Source organism: Nitrosospira lacus (assembly GCF_000355765.4).
Classification (GTDB): Bacteria; Pseudomonadota; Gammaproteobacteria; order Burkholderiales; family Nitrosomonadaceae; genus Nitrosospira; species Nitrosospira lacus.
On sequence record NZ_CP021106.3, the window covers coordinates 1,744,035 to 1,771,024 of the forward strand.

23 protein-coding genes are annotated in these 26,990 nt (G+C 53.5%); 14 read left to right on the forward strand and 9 right to left on the reverse strand.

The window, feature by feature from the left end; genetic code table 11:
- Positions 1–103 precede the first annotated feature (103 nt).
- A complete protein-coding gene (locus tag EBAPG3_RS07775) occupies positions 104–2,077 on the reverse strand; it encodes an ATP-binding protein (protein ID WP_085921964.1) in 1,974 nt (657 codons plus the stop codon).
- An 896-nt stretch (positions 2,078–2,973) separates the two neighbouring features.
- Here EBAPG3_RS07775 and EBAPG3_RS07780 point away from each other — a divergent pair.
- From EBAPG3_RS07780 to yut, 9 genes are all read left to right on the forward strand, one after another.
- Positions 2,974–4,191: a hypothetical protein gene (locus tag EBAPG3_RS07780; protein WP_227869173.1), complete on the forward strand. Its 1,218-nt coding sequence runs from the start codon at positions 2,974–2,976 to the stop codon at positions 4,189–4,191.
- 112 nt (positions 4,192–4,303) lie between these two features.
- On the forward strand, positions 4,304–5,242 hold the full coding sequence (locus tag EBAPG3_RS07785; RefSeq protein WP_085921965.1) for an urease accessory protein UreD: 939 nt from the start codon (positions 4,304–4,306) through the stop codon (positions 5,240–5,242).
- Between the two features lie 117 nt (positions 5,243–5,359).
- Positions 5,360–5,662, forward strand: coding sequence for an urease subunit gamma (locus tag EBAPG3_RS07790; RefSeq protein ID WP_085921966.1), 303 nt, complete (start codon positions 5,360–5,362; stop codon positions 5,660–5,662).
- A 13-nt stretch (positions 5,663–5,675) separates the two neighbouring features.
- The gene (locus EBAPG3_RS07795; protein ID WP_085921967.1) at positions 5,676–5,999 is read left to right on the forward strand and encodes an urease subunit beta; all 324 of its coding nucleotides are present in this window, start codon (positions 5,676–5,678) and stop codon (positions 5,997–5,999) included.
- Positions 6,000–6,034: 35 nt separating this feature from the next.
- Positions 6,035–7,741 carry an urease subunit alpha gene (gene ureC / locus EBAPG3_RS07800; protein ID WP_085921968.1) on the forward strand — a complete coding sequence of 569 codons (1,707 nt, stop codon included), beginning with the start codon at positions 6,035–6,037 and terminating at the stop codon, positions 7,739–7,741.
- Between the two features lie 5 nt (positions 7,742–7,746).
- Entirely contained in the window at positions 7,747–8,304 is a 558-nt protein-coding gene (ureE, locus tag EBAPG3_RS07805; RefSeq protein ID WP_085921969.1) for an urease accessory protein UreE, read from the forward strand.
- Positions 8,305–8,316: 12 nt separating this feature from the next.
- Positions 8,317–8,994, forward strand: a complete 678-nt coding sequence (locus tag EBAPG3_RS07810; protein ID WP_085921970.1) for an urease accessory protein UreF — start codon at positions 8,317–8,319, stop codon at positions 8,992–8,994.
- A gap of 39 nt (positions 8,995–9,033) precedes the next feature.
- Positions 9,034–9,687 carry an urease accessory protein UreG gene (gene ureG, locus EBAPG3_RS07815; protein ID WP_085921971.1) on the forward strand — a complete coding sequence of 218 codons (654 nt, stop codon included), beginning with the start codon at positions 9,034–9,036 and terminating at the stop codon, positions 9,685–9,687.
- A gap of 126 nt (positions 9,688–9,813) precedes the next feature.
- Entirely contained in the window at positions 9,814–10,773 is a 960-nt protein-coding gene (gene yut, locus EBAPG3_RS07820; RefSeq protein ID WP_085921972.1) for an urea transporter, read from the forward strand.
- A gap of 172 nt (positions 10,774–10,945) precedes the next feature.
- Here the strand turns inward: yut and EBAPG3_RS07825 are convergent, their stop codons facing one another.
- The 3 genes from EBAPG3_RS07825 to EBAPG3_RS07835 all read right to left on the reverse strand — a co-directional run bounded on the left by EBAPG3_RS07825 (position 10,946) and on the right by EBAPG3_RS07835 (position 14,350).
- Positions 10,946–11,527 carry a carbonic anhydrase gene (locus tag EBAPG3_RS07825; RefSeq protein ID WP_227869175.1) on the reverse strand — a complete coding sequence of 194 codons (582 nt, stop codon included), beginning with the start codon at positions 11,525–11,527 and terminating at the stop codon, positions 10,946–10,948.
- Between the two features lie 199 nt (positions 11,528–11,726).
- Entirely contained in the window at positions 11,727–12,188 is a 462-nt protein-coding gene (gene nikR / locus EBAPG3_RS07830; protein WP_085921974.1) for a nickel-responsive transcriptional regulator NikR, read from the reverse strand.
- 140 nt (positions 12,189–12,328) lie between these two features.
- Positions 12,329–14,350: a TonB-dependent receptor gene (locus EBAPG3_RS07835; RefSeq protein WP_227869176.1), complete on the reverse strand. Its 2,022-nt coding sequence runs from the start codon at positions 14,348–14,350 to the stop codon at positions 12,329–12,331.
- Between the two features lie 495 nt (positions 14,351–14,845).
- Here EBAPG3_RS07835 and EBAPG3_RS07840 point away from each other — a divergent pair, with 495 nt between their 5' ends.
- The 4 genes from EBAPG3_RS07840 to EBAPG3_RS07855 all read left to right on the forward strand — a co-directional run bounded on the left by EBAPG3_RS07840 (position 14,846) and on the right by EBAPG3_RS07855 (position 18,006).
- Positions 14,846–15,817: a metal ABC transporter substrate-binding protein gene (locus tag EBAPG3_RS07840; RefSeq protein ID WP_085921975.1), complete on the forward strand. Its 972-nt coding sequence runs from the start codon at positions 14,846–14,848 to the stop codon at positions 15,815–15,817.
- Positions 15,814–16,602, forward strand: coding sequence for a metal ABC transporter ATP-binding protein (locus EBAPG3_RS07845; protein WP_085921976.1), 789 nt, complete (start codon positions 15,814–15,816; stop codon positions 16,600–16,602). The genes EBAPG3_RS07840 and EBAPG3_RS07845 overlap by 4 nt, the downstream gene beginning before the upstream one ends.
- Positions 16,603–17,541, forward strand: a complete 939-nt coding sequence (locus tag EBAPG3_RS07850) for a metal ABC transporter permease (RefSeq protein WP_085921977.1) — start codon at positions 16,603–16,605, stop codon at positions 17,539–17,541.
- 189 nt (positions 17,542–17,730) lie between these two features.
- Positions 17,731–18,006, forward strand: a complete 276-nt coding sequence (locus EBAPG3_RS07855; RefSeq protein ID WP_085921978.1) for a hypothetical protein — start codon at positions 17,731–17,733, stop codon at positions 18,004–18,006.
- Positions 18,007–18,075: 69 nt separating this feature from the next.
- On the opposite strand, the gene EBAPG3_RS07860 is transcribed toward EBAPG3_RS07855, so the two are convergent.
- From EBAPG3_RS07860 to EBAPG3_RS07870, 3 genes are all read right to left on the reverse strand, one after another.
- On the reverse strand, positions 18,076–20,658 hold the full coding sequence (locus tag EBAPG3_RS07860; protein ID WP_085921979.1) for a putative bifunctional diguanylate cyclase/phosphodiesterase: 2,583 nt from the start codon (positions 20,656–20,658) through the stop codon (positions 18,076–18,078).
- A 430-nt stretch (positions 20,659–21,088) separates the two neighbouring features.
- On the reverse strand, positions 21,089–22,759 hold the full coding sequence (locus EBAPG3_RS07865) for an alpha-glucosidase (protein WP_161493779.1): 1,671 nt from the start codon (positions 22,757–22,759) through the stop codon (positions 21,089–21,091).
- A 186-nt stretch (positions 22,760–22,945) separates the two neighbouring features.
- Positions 22,946–23,470 carry a DUF4142 domain-containing protein gene (locus EBAPG3_RS07870; RefSeq protein WP_085921981.1) on the reverse strand — a complete coding sequence of 175 codons (525 nt, stop codon included), beginning with the start codon at positions 23,468–23,470 and terminating at the stop codon, positions 22,946–22,948.
- A 470-nt stretch (positions 23,471–23,940) separates the two neighbouring features.
- On the opposite strand from EBAPG3_RS07870, the gene EBAPG3_RS07875 reads away from it, so the two are divergent.
- Positions 23,941–24,657, forward strand: a complete 717-nt coding sequence (locus EBAPG3_RS07875; protein WP_085921982.1) for a hypothetical protein — start codon at positions 23,941–23,943, stop codon at positions 24,655–24,657.
- An 81-nt stretch (positions 24,658–24,738) separates the two neighbouring features.
- Here the strand turns inward: EBAPG3_RS07875 and EBAPG3_RS07880 are convergent, their stop codons facing one another.
- Positions 24,739–26,196: an amino acid permease gene (locus EBAPG3_RS07880; RefSeq protein WP_085921983.1), complete on the reverse strand. Its 1,458-nt coding sequence runs from the start codon at positions 26,194–26,196 to the stop codon at positions 24,739–24,741.
- Positions 26,197–26,235: 39 nt separating this feature from the next.
- Positions 26,236–26,892 carry a DNA-3-methyladenine glycosylase family protein gene (locus tag EBAPG3_RS07885; RefSeq protein ID WP_085922085.1) on the reverse strand — a complete coding sequence of 219 codons (657 nt, stop codon included), beginning with the start codon at positions 26,890–26,892 and terminating at the stop codon, positions 26,236–26,238.
- Positions 26,893–26,990: the final 98 nt, after the last annotated feature.

A 26,990-nucleotide genomic window follows, 5' to 3' on the forward strand; every position in this document is an offset into this window, starting at 1 on the left:
CCGTGACAGCAGCGGAACATCTCGAATAAGATCTTTGTGTGCCAACCGCGTAAATGGTGCATGGTCCGTCCGGTTTGATGTGGTTAACTGTTCTTGCGGCGAATCATGAAATTCTTTCGTTTTGTTTTATGGGCATATGCAGGCTAACCACGGTTCCTTGCCGGGGTATGCTGGTGATATCGATGCCGCCTCCCAGCACTGCTGCGCGTTCACGCATTCCAAGCAGGCCAAATGATTTTTTTCTTGCGGCATCCGCCGAATCAAACCCCTTGCCATTGTCGCGCACTTCAACGATGAGATCATCCGCATTGCGCGACAGGGTGATTTCGACACGGCTTGCTTCGGCATGCCGTGCCACATTGGTCAGGGATTCCTGCACAATCCGGAATATCGCCACCGTCTGATCCTCATCCAGATCCACCGGGGCCTGCGTCAAATGCAAGCTGCAGCTTAGGCCGCTATGTTTCCTGAATTCATCGGTCAATTTCTTGAGGGCCGATATGATCCCCAGCCCCAGTGAAGCCGGACGCAAATGCTCAGCGACACCGCGCACACTCTGGGTGGCTTTATCCACCAGTTCCGACATATTGCGCCTGATGACTTCCACCTTTTCATTTTTACTATTTTCAACGCCTTTCAGCAATGAGAGTTCCAGATGCAGTGCCGCCAGGAGCTGGCCCAGCTCATCGTGAATCTCGCGGGCAATGTACTTACGGTCTTCTTCCCGCATCCGCTCCACATGCGCCGCGAATTCCCGTATCGCCGCATCGCGCACCCGCAGCTCCCGTTCTACAAGAATACGTGCTTCCGCCTGCTTGCGCTCCAGCCACTTCCCCAGATCGTCGCCGATGACATCGATCAGATTCTGCTCCTCGGGCAGCAGGAAGGGCTGCTCTTCGCTATAGGAAACCTCCATCCAGCCATAAGGCTGGCCATAGACCATGATCTGCTTGCATAATCCACGCGCATGCTCCTTATCATATTGACCGGAAACAAACTGCTTGCCGTCGATTTCAATTCTGATGGTGGTGATATGCGGGAATTGCATGGCTGCGATCAGGTTTGCAAAAATAGTCCTGCAGACTTCCTCCAGCGACCCGGATTCCATGCCGCGGCGGATCGCGTAGAAACAGTTGATTTCCTTTAATCGCTCGCGTAGCGACTCCTCAACCTGCTTGAGTTTGATGATTTCATGTTCAATGGCTTCCGCCATGGTATTGAAGCCAGCGCCGAGCTCGGCGATTTCATTGTGGGTGGAAATATCGCAGCGGGTGGAATAGCTGCCCTGGGCGATGCTGCTCGCCTGGCGGCTGAGGTAATCGAGCGGGTGCAGGATATTGCGGCGCATGTAGACAGTAGCCACCGCCACGACAAACAGCGCAGTACAAAGCACTGCCAGTATCAGCAGGATTTGCTGCTGGAATTTGGACTGCAGATCGCTCAAGGTGGTTTGAGTGCGGTTATCCAGCTCGCGCATGAATTGGCTGATGGGCGCCATGATTCTGGCTTTTTCCGCTTTATAGCGCTCACCAAACAACAGGCTGATGGCGAAGTCCCGGTCAGGCGCGCGCGATACGGTGAAGTTTCCGTGCCCGTCGTCGTATAACCCTTTGATGGCGGCAAAGGCCTGTTTTTCCAGATTGACCAGATTGTCGGAATTTTTCTGCGCTTGTTGCAGCAGATCCAGTTCACGCTCACTGAAACCTTCACGGCGCATCAAATCTATCAAGGAGATAGCCTTGCCCAGCGCGGTGGGGGCGGGAGGGTCGGTTACGTTCCAATAGGTAGTCGGGTAATCCCGGGGGCGTGGCCGCTTGCCATTACGGATGTCGAGGATCTCGAAAAAGAAGCGTTCGTAGGCCGGATCGCCGGTGGTGACATAGCTGCGAGCCATCTTGGTGAGATCTTCCGAGCTCTGGAACAGCTCATTTGCAAGCTGCAGAGATCTGTGTTTCTGGCGCTCAGCTGCGGTTATATCATCCAGCGTACCCAGCACTTGAGAAGAAAGCAATATCAGCAGGCTGAGCACCAGTACGATGAAGATAAGACAAAAATTGGTGAAAAGACCGATCCTCATGTTTTTCCCTTATGTCTTGTTAAATCAGGGCCGCCGTCTTGTAGCCCGATTCTGCGCGTGGCTGCGCTTGCTAATCATCCTGTATGACAGTCCCGCGGCTTTTATTCCGGCCCAGTGCCGGAATAATGTATCAAATGGCGAATCAAAGGTGTACCCGCCAAGTTAATGAAGAAGAGGAGCAGAGTCTCTGGTGAGAGCCGGATTGTCGTGATACTGGTCGAGTGTATTCCCAGGTCGAAGCCTGCAGGACGCATGGAGTCGGCAAGGTGCTGTCTCAGCCGTGGAAATCCCAAGACCCGGGATTCCGGTTAACGGGCTTAAGCGGGTTCGGGAACTGGAGGCTGAGAACAACTCGCTCAAACGGACGTATGCAGGATCAAGAGCGCGGTAGTATCACGTTTTATCCCTCCCGCAATGACTTCAGTTTGACCAGGTAATCTGATCTGGCTTACTGGCGTTTGATGCCACCCTTCAGCGGCCTCGCAGTCGAGGCATCATCGTCATCGTCAACCGATCCGGGCAAGGTTAAAAGCCGGTGGTTGCGACAACCAAGTCTTCGACATTGGCCTGCCGTTGCTTTTGGCAGGTCGCTTGAATTATTCTGGGACAAGCGGCGTTGCAATCCAATCCAAATGATGATTTGTCACAAATATAAACAAAATTGTCTTACACAAAATTTGTAATTTGTGGGTATCTTTTATGACTAATAGTAAAAAACCCTTCATGATTATACTAATCGAATTACCGAATAAAAAAGGAAATTTCCGGGATGAAGGAATTCAAGGAGGGGGGTATACAAAGTGGCCAGCTATAAATTTGCATCAGCTAAGAGCTCTTCACAAATAAATGACATTTGGAAAGAGAGAAAGGATTTCCTTGTTCACGTTATGCTGATCGTGGCATTAATAGCCGGTTATTTGTCACTATCGCCTGTGGCGAGCGCAACGGATGTCAAGCTCCCAAGCGGGCCCAGGTTCGCAATCGATGATACCAGGTGGATGACGGTGGGCATGGGTTTCCGCGGTTCGGGCATATGGTCCGAAAACCGGGCAACCGACAGTTTCAGGAATGATTTCAGCATCGACAATGCGCGGGTGTATTTAAACGGGCAGGTTCACCAGTATGTCAAATTCGAGCTCAATACGGAATGTTTTTTCTGTAACAACACCAGCTCGACGGATAATCCCAAGATGTCCTACAACATCCTGGACGCTATCGGGAAGGTGGAGATAAACCGGTATGTGAATATCTGGGGCGGCCGCATGCTGGTCCCCACGGAGCGGGGCGAATTGAGCGGCCCTTTTTTCCAGGCGACGCATGATGCCTTCAAGACACCGTTTTTTCCTCAGGACTTCAGCGTTAAATTTGGCAGCAACGGCGCGGGCCGCTATGGCCGTGACGACGGCGGCACCTTCTGGGGCAGCGTCGAACCGGGCTTCATCAAGGGTACGCTGGGTTATGCGGTCGGCGTATACCGGGGGTTGCAGTCATCCACCACGGTCGGACCCAACCAGGGAAATGATGTAACGTGGGCCGGACGTTTCACCTACAATTTTCTAAACCCGGAAAAGAATCCGGGTTACTACACCAGCAGCACCTATTTTGGCAAGGCGGGAGACATCCTGGCGCTTGCGTTCGGGGCAAATTACCAGAAAAATGGCGCGGGCTCGTTCGCCAATCGCAGTGATTTCCTTGGCCTGGTTGGCGACCTTCTGTTCGAAAAAGTCTTGCCGAAGAATATGGGTGTAGCCACGGTAAACGCGGAATACAAGCAGTTCTACGCTAATTATTCTTCCCAGGCTTTTGCCGATCCGGGGTGTTTTTGCGTATTCGATGGAAAATCCTGGACGGTTACCGGGCTTTATCTGATACCGGTCAAGGTCGGTATCGGGAAATTCCAGCCGTATGGCAGATTCACCAGTATTCAACCTAATCACAGCAGTAACCGGGAGGAGATCGAGGGGGGCGTGAATTACATCATCGATGGCTTCAATGCGCGCATATCTGCGTATTATCAGCATGGGGACCTCTTCACTAAAGGTTTGAATTATGCACCGGGGGTGATAGGCGACAAGGTGGATGTATTCAAACTATCGTTTCAGTTGCAGATGTAATGCTTGTGAATGGACGGGGCCCGCACTGGTCTGGTTATAGGAGACGTCCCTTGATCAAAATAGGGTGATTATGAAAACTTCTTTTAGAAGCAATGAATAACAAACAAAAAAAATGCATCCCACAATTCTCGCTGATTTAGCTGCCAAGCGGGACTCTGCCGCCGTGGTTCGTCGAATCTATCCGGTCCAGCACCCCTCCAATCCGGCGCCCGGATTGCCTCAAGCATGTCTTGAAGCAAGACTGTCTCTCGCTTTTGCGGAAGATGGCGGCACGACCCGATTGGTGGGGAGGGATCATTTCGGCCCGTTGCTGGTGCAGAAACCCTTTTATCCCGACGGCCGGGATCTCTGTCAGGCCGTCATCATTCATCCGCCTGCCGGCGTAGTAGGTGGAGACAAACTGGATATTGCCGTCAAGGTGGGCGCGGCGGCGAAGGCGCAAATCACGACTCCCGGTGCAGCCAAATGGTATAAGGCCAACGGTCATGTTTCGCGCCAGAATATAAAGCTCGAAGTAGGCGCCGGGGGCGTGCTTGAGTGGGTACCGCAGGAAACTATTTTTTTCGATGACGTGAATGTGGTGCTTGATCATCAAGTCATGCTGGAGAAGAACGCGAGCTATATCGGCTGCGAGATTTTATGCTTCGGCCGGACCGCCTCCGGCGAGTCCTTCACAAAGGGACAGATTAAGCAACACATCGGCATTCGCCACGATGGCAAGTTGATCTGGTTCGAGCAACTCCGCTTGTCAGGTGGCAGTGCGGCAATGAAAAGTCCTTTGGTACTTGCCGGCAACACCGTCTGCTCCACCCTGATCGCCGTGGGAAAAGCCGTGTCCCCCACAATCCTGGATACTGTGCGCAAGGAGGCGGGTGCCATTGCGAATGGCGCCGGTCATCTCGGTATTTCGCAGTTGAAACCGGTCGTGGTTGCACGTTACCAGGGGAATTCGAGCGAGACGGCGCGGCGGATCATGCTGCATATTTGGGGTCTACTGCGTCCCCAGATGCTGGGCCGTGAGGCAATGGTTCCGCGCATGTGGAATACATAAAGGCTCATCACCAAATCGGCAGGGGGTTTGGGTTCCGGAAAGAGATAAGCGTCAGGTTGGCTGCAGGTCACAGTATTGAAGAAGCGAAACGATTGTTAATTTACCGAGGAGGAAATAATGGACCTTACACCAAGAGAGAAGGACAAGCTGCAGATATTCACCGCCGGATTGTTGGCGGAACGGCGCAAGGCACGCGGCCTGAAGCTCAACTATCCGGAAGCGGTGGCACTGATCACCTGTGCGGTGCTGGAGGGTGCGCGCGACGGCCATTCTGTTGCGGAACTGATGGCGGAAGGCACGCGCGTCCTGAGCCGGGGAGAGGTGATGGAAGGTGTTCCCGAGATGATCCCGGATATTCAGGTGGAGGCGACATTTCCCGACGGCACCAAGCTGGTGACGGTTCACAACCCCATTCCCTAATCAGGAGATCATGATGGCAAGAACACCCTTAATTCCAGGCGAAATATTCGTGAAGTCCGGCGACATCGAATTGAACGCAGGCAGAAATACCAAATCGCTCAAGGTTTCCAATGGCGGCGACCGGCCCATACAGATCGGTTCACACTTTCATTTTTACGAAGTCAATTCCGCAATGAACTTCGACCGCGAGGCCGCCTACGGCATGCGCTTGAATATCATGGCGGGAACGGCGATACGTTTCGAGCCGGGCCAGGAGCGCACCGTCGAACTGGTTGAGCTGGGTGGCGACCGTACGGTATACGGATTTAATCAGAAAGTGATGGGCAAGCTGAAATAACAGCGCACCGCCAATAACCTACAGAGGAGCAGAAAATGACTTTTAAAATTTCCCGTCAGACATATGTCGAAATGATGGGGCCCACTACCGGCGACCGTGTTCGCCTGGCCGACACGGAACTTTTTATTGAAATCGAAAAGGATTTCACCACCTATGGCGAAGAAGTCAAGTTCGGCGGTGGCAAGGTGATCCGCGACGGCATGGGCCAATCCCAGCGCAACCATGCCGATGTAATGGATACCGTGATCACGAATGCCGTCATCATTGACCACTGGGGCATCGTCAAGGCCGATGTCGGCCTGAAAGGCGGCAAGATTGCCGCCATTGGCAAGGCCGGAAACCCTGATATCCAGCCTAACGTTACCATGGCTATCGGTGCCGCGACCGAGATTATCGCTGGCGAAGGATCCATTCTCACCGCGGGCGGCATCGACAGCCACATCCACTTCATCTGCCCTCAGCAGGCCGAAGACGCAATGATGAATGGGACTACCACCATGCTGGGTGGCGGCACAGGTCCCGCAGTGGGCACGGCGGCGACTACCTGCACACCGGGCCCCTGGCATATCCATTCCATGCTGCATGCTTCCGACGGCATGGTGATGAATACCGGTTTCTTCGGCAAAGGCAATGTCAGCCTGCCGACCCCGAATGAAGAACAGATTCTGGCCGGTGCGTGCGGACTGAAGCTGCACGAAGACTGGGGTACCACCTATGCCACCATCGACAACTGCCTGGCCGTGGCGGACAAATACGATGTTCAGGTGGCCATCCATACCGATACCATCAACGAGGGCGGGTATCTTGAGAATACCATCGCCGCCATGAAGGATCGCACTATCCACACGTTCCACACCGAAGGCGCGGGCGGCGGCCATGCGCCGGACATCATGAAAGTGGTGGGCCTGGAAAACGTGCTGCCATCCTCCACCAATCCGACGCGTCCGTATACCGTCAACACGCTGGATGAGCACCTGGACATGCTGATGGTATGCCATCACCTGCATGCCAACATCCCGGAGGATCTCGCATTCGCCGAGTCGCGCATCCGCAAGGAAACGATCGCGGCCGAGGACATTCTGCACGACATGGGCGCGATCTCGATGATGTCATCGGATTCGCAGGCCATGGGGCGCATCGGAGAAGTCGTGCTGCGCACCTGGCAAACCGCGCACAAAATGAAGATACAGCGCGGCGCATTGCAGGAAGACACCTCGCGCAATGATAATTTCCGTGTCAAGCGTTATATTGCCAAGTACACCATCAATCCGGCCATCACACACGGCGTCTCGCACGTGATTGGTTCGGTGGAGACGGGCAAGTATGCCGACCTTGTCCTGTGGCGGCCGGCATTCTTTGGCGTCAAGCCGTCCATGATCCTGAAAGGCGGAATGATCACGGCAGCCCTGATGGGCGACCCCAACGCCTCCATTCCGACCCCGCAGCCGGTGCACTATCGGTACATGTTCGGCGGGTACGGCAGCGCCATCAAAACATCATGCTTCACGTTTACCTCGCAGGCGGCCCTTGACGCGGGGCTGGTGGATCAACTGAAACTGGACAAGAACCTGATCGCGGTCAAGGATACCCGCCATCTGCGCAAGAAGGACATGATCCATAATGGCGCCACCCCCAAGATGGAAATTGATCCGGAAACCTATGAAGTCCGGGCGGACGGACAGCTGCTGACCTGTGGCGCGGAAGATGTGCTGCCGATGGCGCAACGCTACTTTTTGTTCTAAGCCATATGTTCACTTTAAACGCCAAGATAGCGCATGCGGACGTGATCTCCGCACGGCTCATACTCCCTTACGAGCTGCGCGAGAACAGCCGCCTGCGCACCACGCTGGAGTCGGGTGAGGAAGTCGCCATTTTTACCGCGCGAGGCACCGTATTGCGCAATAACGATTTACTCAAAGGCGATGATGGCCGGGTGGTGCAAATCGTCGCGGCGGACGAGCCCACCTACCGGATTACCTGTCCTTCTCCGCACGACCTGTTGCGTTGCGCATTTCACCTTGGCAATCGTCATACGCAGACGCAGGTGGGGGAAGGTTTTCTGCGTATCTGCCAGGACAGCGTGCTGAAGGAAATGCTGGAGGGTTTAGGGGCGAGCGTGGTGGAAGAAAGTGCGCAGTTTGAACCGGAAGCAGGTGCCTACAGCGGCGGGGGCCATCATCACGCTGATGAGGATCATCATGGGCATTCACATGATCATCCACATGGCCATTCGCATGGTCACGGTCCACTGGCTCCCATCCCGGTGCATCAGAAGATTCATCGTGCGACCGACTCGAAGCTGTAGCAGGGGATGACAATGCATAGCACAGCTCTCCTTCGTTTGCTGCAGCTCGCAAGTCCGTCGCTGCCCATCGGCGCATATACGTATTCACAGGGATTGGAAGCGGCTATCGAAGCGGGCATGATCAAGGACGAGGGTTCGGCCCGTGCCTGTATCACCGAGTTGTTGAGTGTCGCCGCTGACTTTGAAGCGCCGGTATTGTGGCGACTGCTGAAGGCTTTTTCGGCACGAGACGGGGCGGCGGTTACGCGGTGGACGGAATGCTTCGCGGCCGCCCGCGATACCGCCGAGTTTCGCGCGGAAACCATACAGATGGGATATTCGCTGGGAAAGCTGGTGATCGAGTTGAAGATTGCGGACGACTCGTTGCTGAATATTCTGTCGAGCCAGCCCGAAATACCGCTGCCTACCGCGTTTGCCTGCGCCGCGGAGGCACTGGCCGTGCCGCATGAAGCCGCATTGCTTGGGCTGTTGTTCTCCATGATAGAAAATCAGGTGCTGGCGTGCGTGAAATCCGTTCCGCTAGGGCAGGTTTCGGGCCAGCGATTGCTGCTTTCGTTGCATCCTGCGCTGGAAGCCGCCGCAAGCCATGCCCAGCGGCTGGAGGATGACGAATTATGCAATTGGGCGCCAGGGCTGTCCTTGTTGTCCATGCAGCATGAAGTGCAATACAGCCGGATATATCGGTCCTGAATTGTTTTGTCCGAAACAAAATTATTGACTGGAAATAAAATGCAAAAATCATCTAATCCCTTGCGTGTCGGAATAGGCGGGCCTGTCGGTTCAGGAAAAACGGCTTTATGCGAAGCGCTAAGTAAAAAAATGCGTGACCGCTATGAAATGGCTGTCATTACCAACGATATCTATACCAAGGAGGATATGGAAATCCTGTTGCGCGCCCAGGCGCTGCCCGCCGAGCGCCTGATGGGTGTCGAAACCGGTGGCTGCCCGCACACCGCCATCAGAGAGGATGCATCGATAAACCTGGAAGCCATTGCGCGCATGACCAAGGATTTCCCCAACCTGGATCTCATTCTGGTTGAATCCGGCGGTGACAATCTCGCATCGACCTTCAGTCCCGAGCTTTCCGACCTTACCATCTATGTCATCGATGTTGCCGCGGGCGAGAAGATACCGCGCAAGGGGGGGCCCGGCATCACGCGTTCCGCGCTGCTGGTCATCAACAAGATCGATCTGGCGCCCTATGTGGGGGCCAGTCTGGAAGTCATGGCGCGCGATGCGAAGCGGATGCGCGGCGAGCGCCCGTTTGTGTTTACCAATTTGCATACCGGCGAGGGTGTAGACCAGATTGTCGACTTCATCGTAAAACAGGGATTACTGGATGAAGTTAAAGCGCAGCAGTCGCACAGCCATGCAAACCCTTAGATTTTTCCTCGCGGAGGATTTCGGAAAGATCAGGTTTTTCAATCGAATTACCAGGATGATCGTACTTTCTGAATAGCCACGACACTAAAAAAATCCCTCATAAAAAAAGAGCTGGAGGTAATTATAATGGAATGGTCATTAACGATAGACAAGGCAATGCCCCGCCCATTACGAGTAATCCTGAGAGGAGTGGGCCAGGTATTTTTCTGCTGTAATGCGGTGACGGGGCTTATCTTCCTGGTGGCGCTTTTTATTGGAGGGGTAACGGCGGGAGCAGCGGCGACGGTGGGAGTAATAAGCAGTACCGTGGCAGCTTATCTCCTCGGTTTTTCCGAAGATGATATCGATGCGGGATTGTATGGATTCAATGGCACGCTGGTCGGTCCCTGCCTGTTTCTGTTTCTGGAGAATTCTCCCCAGCTCTGGTTGTATGTGGTGCTTGCCTCGGTCCTGTCAAGTGTCGTCCTGGCAGCCCTGATGAAAATTCTCGGGCCCTACAAGATTCCCGCTTCGACGTCTCCCTTTGTTCTGACCTGCTGGATGTTCCTGGTCGCGGTCTACGCGTTCGACAGTTTTTCACGGGGGCCCGTCTTGCCGCATCCGGGCACGCCGGCCGTGGTAACGGATGCCGTGGCGATTCCGGCGGACATGTGGTTTACCGCCCTCAGCAAAGGGGTCGCCGAGGTGATGTTCGCGGACAGCGTCATTGTCGGCATTCTGTTTTTAACCGGTATTGCCATCGTGTCCTTGCGGGGTGCGCTGATGGCTGTGGGTGGCACCGTGATCGGGGTTGTTCTCCCCATGCTGCTGGGAGCGAACCAGGGCATGATCGAGATGGGGCTCTATTCATTCAACCCGGTTCTGACCATGATGGCGGTGGGATGGGTTTTTCTGAAACCCGACGGCAGAAGCGCGGTCCTGGCGGTTCTGGCGGGTGTTCTAACGGTGGTGTGCCAGGCTGGCTTGGCCAGTTTTCTGGCGCCGATCGGGCTGCCTACCCTTACATTTCCATTTGTTCTTACGATGTGGATGTTTCTGTTTGCGGCAGGAATGTCTAAATACTGGTCCCATCCGGCGGCTGAATAAGGCCGGTTATGGCTCGATCACGTGCCGCCGGATCTTCGGTCAGGCCGGGTTTAACAACCCGGACGGTGATCCGGCCGGTAACGGGCCCATCAGGCTTGACAGCGTCTCTCGCTCCAGCGGTCAACGACATTCCAAGTCAACGCCGGATGGATGATGAGTTCCCGGGAGAAAATCAGATCAACTCAACTCTTCCGGTTTTAAGGCTATACACGCCGCCAACCACAAGAAGTTTCTTGTCCGCCACTAATTTACTCAAAATTGGTGGTTGTTTTCTCAGCTTGTCCATGTTGCGGATGACATTCATTTTAATTGCGTTGTCATAACGGTTGCCTGGCATGCCTTTCGCTGCTCTGACAGCGGGCAACAATGCACTTGCCATGGTTTGAATGTGCCCGGGAAACTGCTCATTTTTATCGAGGGCATTGATGGCAGCCCTGACAGCCCCACAGCTTTCATGACCGAGCACCATGATCAGCGGCGTATGTAATACAGCTGCCGCATACTCTAGCGTAGCTACAAAGTCAGTGGTTAAATAATTGCCGGCGACGCGCGCCACAAACAGATCGCCGCGCTGCTCATCAAAGCAAAATTCAGGACTGACTCTTGAATCGGAGCAACTTAAAATACAGGCATAGGGGTTCTGTCCGGAAACCAGGGCCGCGCGGTCTTCGCTGAAATCCAAGGGTGTGGATTTTCCGGCGACATAACGCTCATTGCCTTCCACCAGCCTGTCCAACGCCTCATCAGGCGTCATTATGTTTTCCGGAAGGGGTGGATGATGCCTAGTGTTTGCGGCGAAAGCCGTTCTCCCAGCTGTTCCGGCAATACCTGCAGCGAGAGCGGAGGCCGCTGCCAGCCTCAGAAAACGGCGCTTGCCAGGGTCCTGCTCGGGTTTTTCATTTTTTTGATCACATTGTTCGCACATATCAAAAACGCATCGTAGCGGCCGGCAATCAGGTAAGAGGGTTGCTGTGGATATGTAATGTGGATGCAGGGGAGTGTTGCGCTTGCGTGATTTCCACTGGCACCAGGTGTAATTTGCCATGCCGTACACCGCGCGTGGCCATGACAAGATTGGCAAAGTTTCTTACGCTTGGAGTCGGGCCGCGCAGGATGATTACCTCGAGACAGTTATCATGATCCATGTGCACATGCATGCTGGATAGCGTAAGGTCGTGATGATTATGCTGCGCCGACGTGATGCGGCGGGCCAGATCGCTTTCGTGATGATCGTAAATATAGCTGAGCGTGCCGACGCAGTAACCTTCATTCCATTCCTTCAGGCGCTCGGCTTCCAGCTTTTCACGTATCAGGTCGCGCATTGCCTCCGAGCGGTTGGTGTAACCGCGCGCGTGCATCAGCTCGTCAAATTGCTCGGAGAGCTGGTTATCCAGTGATATGGTAAGGCGTTCCATATACGTCGCTCGCTGGGTGGTGTTAACTTTATCAGCATATCACAGGATCGGGTACGGGATACGGCTTCATGGATTCCGGACGCCTGGAAGCGGTCCCAAACGATATGTGGTTCGAAGAAGCGCGGTGGCAGTCTCCGGAATTAAAAATTGGCCACAATACTGACGCGGAACGAACGGGTTTCAATCGGGTGAAAGTGCTTGTCAGCCACACCGGCGGCCACCTCGCCGGGTAGTCTGGATGTGTAGAAATAGTCAATCGCATGCGTGTGCGTATTCAGTAAATTAAAACCTTGCAGTATCACGCGAACCTTCTTGTCTATCTTGAAGCCAATCTGTCCGTTAAGTGTCATGGTGTTATTGGACTGAACGCTATTATCTTCGGTCAATGGACGTTTGCCGAAATAGCGAAACTGTATGCTGCCAAAAAGTGGACCGATGTTGTCCATTGCGATCACCGCCTTGCCAACGCCCTGAATCGCGCCGGGAATGTGATTTCCGGCGGGGTCCGAGCCGGTGAAACGCGCTTTGGCCAGGGCATAATCCAGATCAACCGTCAACCAGTTATTCGGCATATAAAACGCCGAGACCTCCACACCCTCGCGTTTGCTGGGACGGCTTGCTTCATTGGTGCCAGCGTCGCCGACGAATAATAACTCAGAGTCCAGGTCCAGCCGGAAAAATGCCACCGAGGCCTGGAGTCCGGGAAGAATTGCAGTGCGCAGCCCGGTCTCATATCCCGTGGAGCGTACAAGAGGGTTGACCCTCCCCACGGGATCGCCGGACCTGGGATCTATGGTGGTGGTGGTGCCGCGTGCGTCATTGCTATGAAAACTGCTTCCATAGTTAATGTAGTATTCGGTTTTGGCCCATGGGCCGAAAATAAAACTGAGTTTGGGGTTGGTCATGCTGTCATATTGCTGCCCCGTATTGGCACTATTGTTACTCTTGACATCAAACCAATAGTAATCGCTGCGCGCTCCGGCTACGCTGCGAAACTTCTCCAGCCATTGCACGCTGTTCTGATAATAGAGACCTATGCTGTTCTCGAGAATGTGATCCCGGCGCGTGGTCGATAACGTCTGCCGTTGCCGGGTACTCAAGAGGCCATTCTCGATGACGTCGTTCTGAACCTGGACTCCCACCGTGTTCTCAACTGCAAAGCCGGCGATATTGTTTACCCATGCGTGACTCAGATTGAATGCCGTCTGAAAGCGCTTGTCGAGCTGCGAAAATTGATCGCCGTTTATGGGGTCGTCCAGGAAGTAGGTGAAATTGGAAAAAAGCGCAAGATTACTGTGAATTATATAGAGATTGGCTTTGGTAATTCCGTAATTGCTGGTGTGTTGCAGTGCTCCGGACAGGCTGAAACGATGAGACTCGCCGCCGTCGCTTGGATCAACTGCCCCGAGAAGCGGGATCAGCCCGCTCGATATGCCGCGTTCGGGGATTTGATCGGTAGAGTTCCAGTTGGTTCCGTACCCCATCGCAGTGATATTGAAGCGGGTGTTACCGGTATTTTGACTATAGCGCAACACCGTATTGAATTTTTTATAATTTTCCTTTGTGAGCCATGGCCCATCCTTGGTGTTGAGTTCGCCGGCAAAAAGAATCGTACCGGTCCCCATATCCCGGGAGTTGGCCACAAGCCCGCGCATGAAACCCTGGTTGCCTACGCTGAAATTGGCAATGCCTGCCGGCAATTTATCCACATAGCCAATATTGACAACACCCGCCGAGGAGAAATCACCTTGATCGGCGTAGTAGGGGCCTTTCTGGTATTGAAGTCCGGAAGCGAGCTCGGGAATAAGGAAGTTGAGATCCGCGTAGCCTTGGCCATGACCATGGCTGCGCTGGTTAACCAGCATGCCATCGACGGATATCCTCAGGTCAGTGCCATGATCAAGGTTGAAACCACGCGCGAAATACTGATTGGCTTTCCCTTCACCACTATGTTGCGTAATAATTAATCCCGGTACGCTCTCAAGCAGTTCTCCCGGACGATATACGGTGCGCATATCGAGTTGTTGCTTGAGGACAGTGCCTTCATTCGCGGAATTCGCGGTCCCGATCAGATTGTTCGTTTTACCTCGCACGACCATTTCATTGAGTGTCGGTATTCCGGCGGCCTCGGTTGCTGGCGCCGATAGCATTCCAGCCAGCATCAATGTTATTCGAGTGAGATGTCTCCGGCTTGGATAAGCGCCGTGGCTTCCGGTTATTGCTGATTTGAGGGGTCTAAGGTTCCGATCCAATCCATGCATGCCGCAAAATATTGCTGGAGAAAGATACCCGGGTTCCAGACATACAGGCCAACAGAATTTAATCCGGCGAGAACCAAAGTGACGGAACGGATTGTGCATGGTCCAGGCTGCGCGCATTCGTTTCAATGCCGTACTGCAAGCGGATGATAGAAAATTTATTCAAAAGAGCCCAAAGCACATTTTCTATTTCTGTATAGTATGAGATATTTGTAATTGTTCATACCAACCATGGAAAACATCCCGCTATGACGCAACGGGGATTTTTTCACAAGACAGTAAGAAGAAAATAGAAAACTTCATACATTATACGCATGCCGGCCGCGCTCATGTCAAACGGCGCATTGATGCGGGTTTATTGGGTCGGAGCGGGAACTTATGCCGATATCAGGTACAGGAATGAAATCAATCCGGTTTACCATCAAGCTTTTATCGTTTTCGATCATCTTTTTCTTCTCCCACGTGACGCATTCCGCGGACATGGATAAAAGACTCAATGTCGTTACCACGGTCGCTCCCATCACCAACATTGTCCGGAATATCGGCGCGGGATATATAGATGTAACGGGGATTGTTCCCGATGGAACCGATTCCCATACCTTCGAACCGGTTCCGTCGGACGCGAGAATACTGGAGGCGGCGGATATCATTATCGTAAATGGGCTCGACCTTGAACTGCCCACGGTGAAACTGGCGGAAAAGGTAAAAAGGGCGAAAACCCCGATTGTGCGGCTGGGTGATCGCACATTGCGGAACGAGGATTGGCGCTATGACTTCAGTTTTCCTCGTGAGCATGGCCATCCCAATCCACACCTGTGGCCCAACATCGCGCTGGCGATGCGCTATGCCGAGATCACGCGGGATAGCCTGGCCACGCTCGATCCACGGAACAAGGAGGGCTATATTGCCAATACGGCGGCTTATCTGGCCCGGCTACAGAAGCTGGACGATGCCATCTTTGATTGCGTGAAGAGCATCCCCGAAAAGAATCGCAAGCTGGTCACCTATCACGATTCCTTTGCCTATTTTGCCCCACGTTATGGTATGAAGGTCGTTGCGGCCATTCAACCATCGAGCTTTTCCGAGCCCCGTCCGCAAGAGATGATTCGCGTCATCAAACAGGTCCATAAGGAAAAGGTGCCGGCCATTTTTGGTTCCGAGGTTTTCCCGAGCAAGGCGGCGGAACAGATTGCCCGCGAAACCGGGGCGAGGTTTATCGATCAGCTTTCGGATGACGAACTGCCCGCCCCGCCTCATGACTCCTTTATCGGCATGATGGTCAATAACATGGCGGTCATGACGGAAGCACTGGGCGGCAACCCTGATTGCGTGGCGAATGTCGACACCCGTAATCACACCCTGATCCCATGAATTCTGCTGTTTATTTAAGCAATGTCACCGCCGGCTATGCGCATAATGTAGTGTTTGCGCGCCTGTCACTAGAAATTGCCGCTGGCCGCTTCGCGGGCATCGTCGGTCCCACGGGGTGCGGCAAGACCACCCTGCTTAAAACCATATTGGGCACGCATTCTGTTTTTTCGGGCAGCGTCCTTTTGAACGGGCTGCCCGTGGACCGCGTGCCGCCGGGTGCTATCGGCTATGTCCCGCAGTTGGGAAGCGTGGACTGGAGTTTTCCGGTTACGGTGGAAGAAGTGATCATGATGGGTCTCTACACCAATCGGCGAATCTGGCCCTGGCCCGGCAAGGAGGAACGCGAACGTATTCATGATCTCGCTCACCGACTCGGTATTTATGACTGCCTGCAGCACCATATCGTGCATACCTCCGGCGGTCAGCGCCAGCGCGCGTTCCTTGCGCGCGCGTTGATAAATAATCCAAAACTGCTGGTGCTGGATGAGCCGACCTCCGGCGTTGATATCAAAACCCAGCATGAGGTGTTGCATTTGCTGGGCGATATCAACAACGACGGCATTACCATTTTGCTCACGACGCATGATCTTAACGCCGTCGCTTCACATCTCCCCTGGGTGATTTGCTTCAATAACGGCATCGTGGCGCAGGGGAAGCCGGGAGACATCTTTACCAACGAAATACTGACCAGGACCTACGGCGGCGACCTGGTCATAGTGCGGCATGAAGGCCACTATCTGATTGCCAACAACACGCCTTTGCACCTTACGAGCGGCTGCTCATAAATGGAATTTCTGCTCGAGCCGCTGGAGTATGAGTTTTTCCGGCACGGCCTGCTGGCCGCACTCATGGTGGGGTCGTTATGCGGCGTAATAGGCGTTTACGTGATACTGCGCGGCATGAGCTATGTGGGTCACGGATTGTCGCATGCGGCATTTGGCGGCGCGGTCGTGGGCTTTACACTCAATTTCAATTTCTACGCCGGCGCGGGTGCAATGGGACTGCTTGCCGCACTATTGATTAACCGGATCACCAGGGACGGGAAAATCAAGTCGGATGCCGCCATCGGTATTGTCACCACGGCCATGTTCGCCCTGGGCGTGGTCATTATCAGCCGGGTACGGAATTTTACTCAAAGCTTCGAGGCGGCGCTATTCGGCAATATTCTGGGTATTACCGGCGAGGACCTCCTGGTTATAGGACTGGTCACCGCTTCCACCATGACCGCGATATTTTTCATGTACAGACCCCTGCTCTTCTCCACTTTCGATAATGAGGCGGCGCGGGTGTTCGGCATCAGAACGGGGATCGTGCAGTTGATTTTTTCTCTGCTCCTGACGCTGTCCATTATTGCTTCGATGAATGTCGTCGGCGTCACCATGATCGCCGCCACGCTCATCGCGCCCGCGGTGACGGCGCGCATGATGACGGATAGTTTCAGCCGCATGCTGATTTATTCGACTATCATAGGTGCGATAACCGGCGTGGCGGGGATGTACCTGAGTTATATCCTTAACGCGGCCTCGGGAGCCACCATCGTGCTGTTTGGCGCACTGTTGTTTTGCCTGTCGGTGCTGATCAAGTTCATTCGTGAAAAATTCATGTTGCGCGTCAACCTTCATCGTCATGGTGACCTGATGCATGCCCATCCGCATGGCCAAGGACATGGTGTGCGGGATCCTGAGCGCGCAAGCGAAAAAATGGATAAAGGTGAATCGGCGTAAAAAACCGGGGCGACCTCGACCGGGTATTAATCTGAATCTTTTCCGCGTGATTTTATCTCGTCCTTCAAAGTTTGGCGTCTTCCGCCGGGTGCCTGAGTTGTACCTGAGTCCAATAGCCAAAATTATCAAAATGCGTAAGATTGTGATTACCGTCGGGCTACCGGTTGTAGCTCCGATCACAGGAAAATCATGCACAGAATCATCGGAAAGGTATCGCTGGATAAGTTTTTCCACGAGATTATCAGCCTGATTGGGCGGACCTGGTTCCGTTCATGGTGTCGCAAGTTATCTCTCATTGCTCAAGGGTTGCGGGAATGGCGCAATGGGATTCGCCAACGTCACGTTTCGAGCGAGACTGAAGGGTTAGGCTCGACCTACGACAAACGCAAGTGGAGTGAAGCCTATTATGCAAAACCGGACAAGGCAATGACCGGATACTCGAAAAGAGACCTGAATAATGCATGAGGATTACTTCCCGCCCGCGCTACAGTAGTTCGGGAGTATAAGTAATAGTCGTTGCATATAGCTTTCGGATCATCTTTTTATCAGGTTCTCGAATTCATCCGCTGGTACTGGTTTGGAGAACAAGTTGCCTTGCCCGTAATCACATCCGGAAAGGGCAAGCAGGTCACGCTGTGCTTCCGTCTCAATCCCTTCGGCGATCACCTTTATACCGAGTTTGTGCGCCATCACAATGATGGCCTCGCATAACGCCAAATCGTTGGATTCAGGAGCCAGACTCTGCACGAAGGACTGATCTATCTTGAGGTAGTCAATATCAAATCTCTTGAGATAGCCCAGCGAAGAATAACCGGTACCGAAATCGTCCATGGAAATCTGAAGGCCCGCATTTCTGAAGGCAAGAAATTTGGATGTAACGGCGGGACTGGCGTCCATCAACAGGCCTTCGGTGATCTCGATGACGACACTTTGCCCCGGTAATTCCAATTCCTGTAAATATTCAAGCCATGTTTCATGGAGATCAACATCCTTACGATACTGCACGGGAGAAGTGTTGATGCTGATCTGAAATTCAGCGCAGTGCGACATACGCCAATCCTTTGCCTGCTGTACCGCCGTCCGAAAGACCCAATCACCGATATCGACGATCATCCGGGTTTCCTCGGCGATGGAAATGAAATCAGCGGGATTTACCAGACCAAGCTTCGGATGGTGCCAGCGCAGCAACGCTTCCGCCTTATGAACAGTGCCGGTCGCAAGTTCCAGGATGGGCTGGTAATGCAGCTGAAACTGACCGCCGGCAAGGGCGCCACGTAAATCGCTGGCCAGCCGCATGCGGGTCTGGGCGGCCTCATGCAGGGTACGGGTGAAATAACTGGCACAGTTCCGGCCCTGGTTCTTGGCGGCATACATCGCCTGATCGCCGTTTCTCACCAGCGCTTCTATGTCGTTGGCATCCTGTGGGTAAAACGTGACGCCTATACTGGCTGATACATAGGCCACTTCATTTCCCAGCCGGAACGGCTCGGCCATCTCATGCAGGATATCCCGGACAACACGGTTGATGCTGATGGTATTATTCAGCCCGCCCAGAATCACGGTGAATTCATCACCGCCCAGGCGTGCCACCGTGTCGATTCCGCGTACGCAACTGCTCAGGCGCCAGGCGGCTTCCTTGAGCAGAAGGTCGCCAATGTTATGTCCATACGTGTCGTTGACTTCCTTGAAATGGTCCAGGTCAAGAAGAATCAGCGCAATCGATGATCCGGCACGGTTGGCTTTCTTGATTTCCTGCTCCAGACGGTTGTGGAACATATAACGGTTGGGCAGACTGGTCAGAGGATCAAAGTTGGCCTGTTCCCAGATCAATTCATCGGATTTCTTCTTCAGGGTGATGTCCGAGAACAGGGTGATCCATCTATGTACCGAACCCTCCTCATCATAAATCGCGTTCACCTTGCGCCACTCGAAATAGATTTCCGCGTTTTTGCGGCGCCCGGTTATTTCTCCCTCCCAATGGCCAGTGGCCTCAAGTGAAGTTCGCATCGCCTGGAAAAAGAATTCATCGTGAAGGCCGCTATCGAGAATGCCGGGATCCTTTCCCACCACTTCATCGGGGGTATAGCCGGTCACGCGGGTAAAGGCCGGATTAATGCTGATAATGATATTGTCTGCGCTGGCCACCATCATCGCCTCACTACTGTTCTCGAACACCATGGTGGCCTGGCGCATGGACTCTTCGCCCAGTTTCCGCGCGGTGACATCCCGCTCAATGGCTGAAGCCATTGAGTTGAATGTGTTACCGAGCTCCGCCAGTTCATTTTCTGTGTCGATATCGCAGCGCGCGGCATAGTCGCCCTGTGTGAGCTGGATTGCCTGCCCACGAAGTTGAACAAGCGGCCGTAAGATGGTGCGGCGCATATAGAAAATGGTCACCACCAGTGCAAGCAGGGCGATAATGATAAATACCATCACCAACAGGATCTGGCGATGCAGGCGGGTGAGCTCGTCATTGATTCGCGCCCGCGTTCGCATGTCAAGCAACTCCGTAAATTGCTGGATTGGCGCCATGATGGCGGCTTTCCCGGCGATATACCGTTCTCCGAACAACAGCCCGATGGCGAATTCCCGATCAGGTGCGCCGTGGACGGTAAGATTGCCACGACCGTCATCGTAGAGTCCGCTTAAAGCCGCAATCGCCTGTTTTTCCAGTTTGGTTAATTCATCGGAGTTCGCTTTGGCTTCCTGCATCAGGGCAATTTCCTCTTCGCTAAAGCCTTCGCTATCCATCATTTCCAGCAAAGGAACGGCTTTGCCGTGCCCGCTAATGGAATTCTTTCCCGCCGCCCTGAGGTGCCAGTAAGTGGCTGAATAGTTTTGGGGACGCGGCTTGACGCCTTCGCGGATATCAAGTATCTCGAAAAAATACTGCTTATAGGCCGGATTACCCGTGGTCACATAGGTGCGCGCCATGCGGGTGAGGTCTTCGGAGCTTTGGAATAACTGGCCGGCGAGCAGCAGAGAATGGTGGCGATGATTTTCGCTGAGGACAATATCATTCTGAATGCCAAACGCCTGATAAACCATTGTTCCGATCGCAAGGAAAAGCAGCATCAGGATCGTGGTAAAGAATTTTATAAAGAAACTTATCTTCATGGAGTCCTTTTCATGATTCGGGAAAACAAATGTCTTGAGTTCCGCACCGATGATGGCCGCGTTCTTGTCCTATCAGTAACGGCAGCTAATCTCGTTTCATAATCGGGGATGATTGAACGGTTCCGGTTGGAGGGTTTCCAGGTTGTGCGTGGAATCTGCTCACAGCAAATGGATAAAAATCCATTGGCTCATTGTGCCGGGTGGATGCTTGTTGGGAGAAAAGATTCGGCCGGGGGCAGGATAATTGTACCGGATTGTACCGGGGAGTATGGACATCGAACTCATCCGGCATGAAAAATATTTTGAGTCCGAAGGGCTGAGGCGGTCATGGGCCGCCACCATGGAGAGTCCATGAAGAAACCATACCGCTATCGAGTGGCTGTTGAAATATGACGAAGATTGTTCCTTGACAGGATGCGACTCAAAGAAGCTACCGGCCTGATATCATCACTCTTCCTTCAAATGGCTGTAATTGAGATTCTTCACTTTGATGGTGTGTCGATAGCAGTATATTGGCATTATTCACCGGATTCCTGACTCGTGACGGGGACATGTTGAGCAGTATCATGTATTTTTCGCCGTTTGATATCCGATAGTATGCCAATATTTTTTTATTGCATAAGTCGTGGGCGATCTCAAGACTTCCATTATGTAACGCAGGCGTTTCCTTTCGAAGGTGAATCACTTTTTTGTAAAAATTGAGAAGTGAATGGGGCTCCGCCAACTGCTTTTCTACGTTTATCTCCTTGAAGTTCCCGGCTATCGGCAGCCAGGGACTCGCCAAAACAGCACAGAAGCCCGCGTTCGGGTTTTCGTTCCATAACATGGGCGTCCGGCATTCGTCGCGATTAAGAATTTCGACACTCCTGTCAACCAGGAATTGTGGAAGCCATTTATGTTGAATGGCTATCGCGTCTTTTCCCTGTTTCAGCGGAATCCTTACCCTGGGTATTCCGATCTCATCCCCAAAATAGGTGAACGGGATGCCCCTGCATGTAAACTGAAACAGCGCCAGCAGTTTTGCTTTTTCAATGCTTCCTCCCAAACGGGTAATGACACGGGTGCGGTCATGATTGGCGAAAACAAGAGTGGGTACCAGGGGCTCGGGAAAATGCTTCTCGAACGTCATCAGCATCTCACGGTAGCTCTCCGCTTTAAACGGTGTTGAAATGGCCTTGAAAAGAAAGATGGCATTGAGGCCGTTCCTGCCATTGTTATAGCAGAATTGCTTGATCAGCTCTTCCTCGCCATGCGATTCGCCGATCAGGATTCTCCTTGGATTATCAAACTCGTCCACTACGCTTCTCAGCTCGGTGGCAAATTCGAAGCTCTTTTCCTGAAGGAAGTTATTTTTCAGATTCTGGAAAAAAATAGTCAGCGATTTGTCCGATGGCGCCAAGCGCAAACTGAGAGGGTTTCTTCGCAGATCCGGATCTTCATAGATGGCACTGATGATGTCCAGCCGGAAACCATCCACTCCTTTGTTGAGCCAGAATCTGGCCACATCGAACATGGCCTGTTTGACTTCCGGATTATGGTAGTTCAAGTCGGGCTGGAACGGCAGGAAGGCGGTGTAGTTGAACTGCTTCCGTGCGGGGTAATAGGTCCAGGCTCTGTTGCCTGCCATGGCACGCCAGTTATTCGGGGGTTTCGTGCCATTTTTTCCCTTCCCGTCTTTCCAGATATACCAGTCGGCTTTCGGGTTGTCGCGCGAACTTGCCGATTCCTTGAACCAGGCGTGCTCGTTGGAAGTATGATTCAACACCAGGTCGAATATGAGCTTCATATTCCTGCGATGGAGCTCTTGCACCAGTTTTTCAAAAAGTGGCATATCTCCGTACTGAGGAGAGATGGAGTGATAGTCGCTGATATCGTACCCAAAATCCCTTTGCGGGCTTTGCGTAAAAGGGGAGATCCAGATCGTTTCGTAACCGAGATCTTCAAGGTAATCGAGTTTCTCGATAATCCCTTGAATATCTCCAATGCCGTCGCCGTTGGTGTCACAGAACGAGCGCGGATAGATTTGATAAACCGTGGTTTTCTTCCACCATTCCATGTCCGGAGTACCGGAGGAGATGAATTCCGGGAAATCCGCTGGCATAACCATATTCCGGGAACAGGTTCTTGGTGAAAGTGTAGTTGAAATGTAATTATTGCCCTGAATATTATGGAAGCTATTTTCTTTCCGCTGGGTCTTATAGACAGCCCGAATCTGGTGAAGGTTCATGTTACTCCCCCAGCCTACCCAGGCTCGGGGGAGTTAACCAAGCGCAGCTTTGGCTGGCTTCTACTTGCCCAGTGAAGTTTTTACCTGCTTAGCGTGCTCGGTATGGGCGACAAATGCCGGCCGTACCTTGACCAGCAGCGCTTTCAATTCTTCATTCTTGGCATTGGGGATTAACGTCTTGTCGACCGCGTCGAGTACCTGCTCATGATAGGTGACCTCATGGGCGATGTAGGCCTTATCGAATTCGGCACCGCTCAGTTTCTTGAGATGCGCGATGTTTTTCACGCCGCCTGTTTTCAGACTTTCGCTGGTTGGATTATCCTTTGGCGTTACTTTCAGCTTGGTCACAAGTTCCACCGCCTGTTTATTCACATCGGCGTGGTCTGTGATCATGCGATGAGCAAATGCCTTTACGTCCGCATTGGATGCCTTGGACTCGGCCAATTTGCCGGCATCGATATCGACCTGATTGGCGGCCACGACAATGGCGGCAATTTCCGCATCGTTGGGAGCGGCTGCCTGGGCCAGGGATACAAACATGGGAGCAACCAGGGCAACCGCGAGCATGAGCGTGCTATTTTTCATGAATCCTCCATAAAGTTAGTCGAATGGACAAAAATTACTCTCTCTTGAGGCCGACCCACCTGAGTCTTTCCAGTCTCAAGTTTCATACGACTCCTGATCCTGTGCAGGAGTTCAATGCTGACGTGATATTTTCGAGGAGAAAATCCTTTCTTTTAATAGGGTTATAATGGGCTCTGCAGTATCCGAGGTGATATCCGCGGATACGCGGGGCTCATTATCCGGTGGCGGTTTCCCTGACGGGTAACGGTTGACGCCGAGACGCATGCACACCGCTGATCCTTCCTTGGCGGCAGAGCATCCTGCCGGACTTCTCATTATCCAGATCCGGCAGATGCCAATTCCGGTAAAACGCTGTACTTAAGTCCGATGGTCAAAAAAAATCCACCGGGTAACATAGGATCTGGCGTTATTAGATTCATCGAGCAATTGCTTTTCTTGCCGCAGTACTAAATTTACAAGAACTAAACCCTATGAAGAGTTTGAGTGCGGCGTTGTCAGTGGTGGCGCTATTGCCGGAACCGCTGGCGGCCAATGCCACGCTGATTGATCCTGTTCCTTATAGCTTGTTCGCGGGCAGCCCGTGGGCGCGCACTTTATTTGATTATTTTGAACTTGAACACCCGGAGGATTGCCTGCCCGATGTGTCGGAAGGTTTCGCGTCGCATGGGGCGGCGTCACGGCCTGCCAGCCGGAGTGATTGGATCGATGCAGGCGGGAGTCCGCCAAATGGTTCCGGAACATCGGGCCATACATGGTATTTCAATGGCGTTTCCAGCATAACATTTACTTTCAGCGCGGCATTGCTCGGTGCATTGCCCACCCATGCGGGCCTGGTCTGGACTGACCTGGGCCTTGCCAACGTCCGGAAAGGTTTCGATAGCATACTCTTTGAAGCCTTCGATACGGCTCATAACCTGCTTGGAATAATTGGTCCATCTGCATTGGGAGATGGACTGTTTGCCGGACAAACGGCGGAGGACCGTTTTTTTGGCGTCAGCAGCGCGAGCGGGATCGGGTCCGTGCGCATAAGCCTGCTGCATAGTACCGAGCAGGGGCTGGACAAGCTGCAATATGATTTAGCGAAGCTTACGCCGTTTTCCGCCGACCCGGACCCTGCCAACACGCTTGCCGTGCTTGTGGTCGGCCGTGCGGGGAATGGATTCACGCGGCGGTATTTGCAGGGCTGATTTCATTTGATCGGATCAGCTTGCAAGGGGTGTGATGGGCGTGCGAAAAAATGACTGCATCCCGCCGGTCATCTGCCGGACTTAAAGTAATCGGTCATCCGCCTGTTCTCTTCCTATGATGCTGCGCTTGCGGGCGTAGCCGAAATAGATGATCAGGCCAGTCGCGGCCCAGTAGAGGAACAATCGTATAGTCTCCCAGCCGAGGCTGATGAACAGCAGGAGGCATCCGCCCACGGCCAACGGACCCACGGCCCAAAGCGCGGGCGTCCTGAAAGGGCGATGGCGATCGGGTTCGCGTCGGCGCAGCACCATCACACTCAGGGCGACCATGAAGAATGCGAACAGAGTGCCGGAGTTCGATACATCGGCAAGCATCGCGACAGGGAACATTGCCGCGAACAAGGCCACGGCCGTCCCCGTGATCAGGGTAACGACATACGGCGTGTGAAAGCGCACGTGTATATGCGAGAAAGACTGGGGCATGAGGCCATCACGCGACATGGTGAACAAGACACGGGTTTGCCCGTAAATCATCATTAAAACGACCGAGGGGAGGGCGATAATGGCGGCGGAGGCCACCCAGTTGCCAATAACGGGGTAACCCACCGCGCGCAGTACAAACGCCAAAGGCTCCTTGGATTGCGATAGCTCCCCACCGGGCTGGGCGCCGACAGCGCCGACTGCCGCATAGGCGACGATCAGATAAAAAATCGTGCAGATACCCAATGATCCTATCAGCCCAATCGGCACATTACGGTTAGGATTGCGGGTTTCTTCGGCCGCGGTGGAGACTGCATCGAAGCCGATGTAGGCAAAAAAGATGGAGGCGGCCGCGCCCAGCACTCCGATTCCGGAAGCCGGGGTACCCCAGCCGTTGGGCAGCATGGGCTCGAAGTGGATTGCGTTGACAGCCGGCAGGGCCAGAACAATAAATGCCGTGAGGGCGATAATTTTAACGACCACCAGAACGGCGGTGAACCTGGCGCTCTTTGCGGTGCCGATGATCAGGAGAAAAGTGACGAAAAGCGAAACCAGAAATGCCAGCAGATTGAAGCCGCCGGCGGAGGTTGTGCCATCCGCCAGGACAATGGTGTCGCGCGGCCCAGCGGTCAAGGCCAAGGGCAGGCCATAGCCGATCTCGTGCAGAAAGCCGTTAATGTAGCCGGACCATCCGACAGCCACGGCGGCCGCCGCGACCGCATACTCCAGAATAAGCGCCCAGCCCACCATCCAGGCGATCAATTCGCCAAATACCGCGTAAGAGTAGGTATAGGCCGATCCCGCCACCGGCACTATGGCGGCAATTTCGGAATATACCAGGGCCGCCAGCGCGCAAATGAATCCGGCTATGACGAAAGAATACATCATGCCGGGACCCGCTTTCTCGGCCGCGACCGAGGTCAATACAAAAATGCCCGTGCCGATGATGGCCCCGATACCCAGCATGGTGAGATCAAATGCTCCCAGTTGGCGTTTGAGCCCCCTCGTTTTGGCTGACTCCAGTATATGGTCCAGGGATTTGACGCGATCAAACAGCATCTTGCTCTTCCATTTTAAAAATCATGACAATAAAGTCTGTTATTTTCTTTTCTTGTAGCCAGGCAACGCGGAAACCTGCCACAGATACCAGGCCGCTATTGTCCGGTAAGGTCGGCAAGGCAGACCGGCATTTTCCATTTCCCGGCGACTGGGCAGGGTATCGAGGGATTTCAGGAACCGGTATCCCTCGCGTATGCCAAAATCGTCAGCGGGCATGACATCCAGCCGCCCGAGCGTATAGATGAGCAGCATTTCCACCGTCCAGCGGCCGATGCCCGGCAGTTCGGTGAGCCGGGCAATCAGTTCATCGTCGGACATCCCATTCGCGATATCCCGCGCCGGTACCAGGCCGCTCAATGCGCCTTTCGCAATGCCGCAGATGGTGTCGATCTTGCGCGCGGAAAAACCGCAGGCGCGAAGATCATCGAATTCGGTGGTCAATATCTGATCCGGATGTGGAAACCGGCATGGCGAATACATGCCCAGGAATCTTGCAATGATCGCATCGGCTGCGCGTGCGTGGAGCTGCTGGTAGGCAACAGCCCTGATCAAGGCCTCGTAAGGCTCGCGCGCCGGTTGCGATCGATGCGTGCATGGCCCGGCAAGCTCTATCAGCCGCGCCCAATCTTCATCGATCAGCGAGAGATGGTCAATGGCAAATTGATGGCTTTCAGCTTGCGCTTTCGTATCTGTCATAAAATGGCGTTCTTTCAATACGAGGGGTTGTGCGGGATGGAAAAGTGGGGCGTATCCATCGGAGCCTCGCACCAAAACGACCCGTTGAACCATGACCG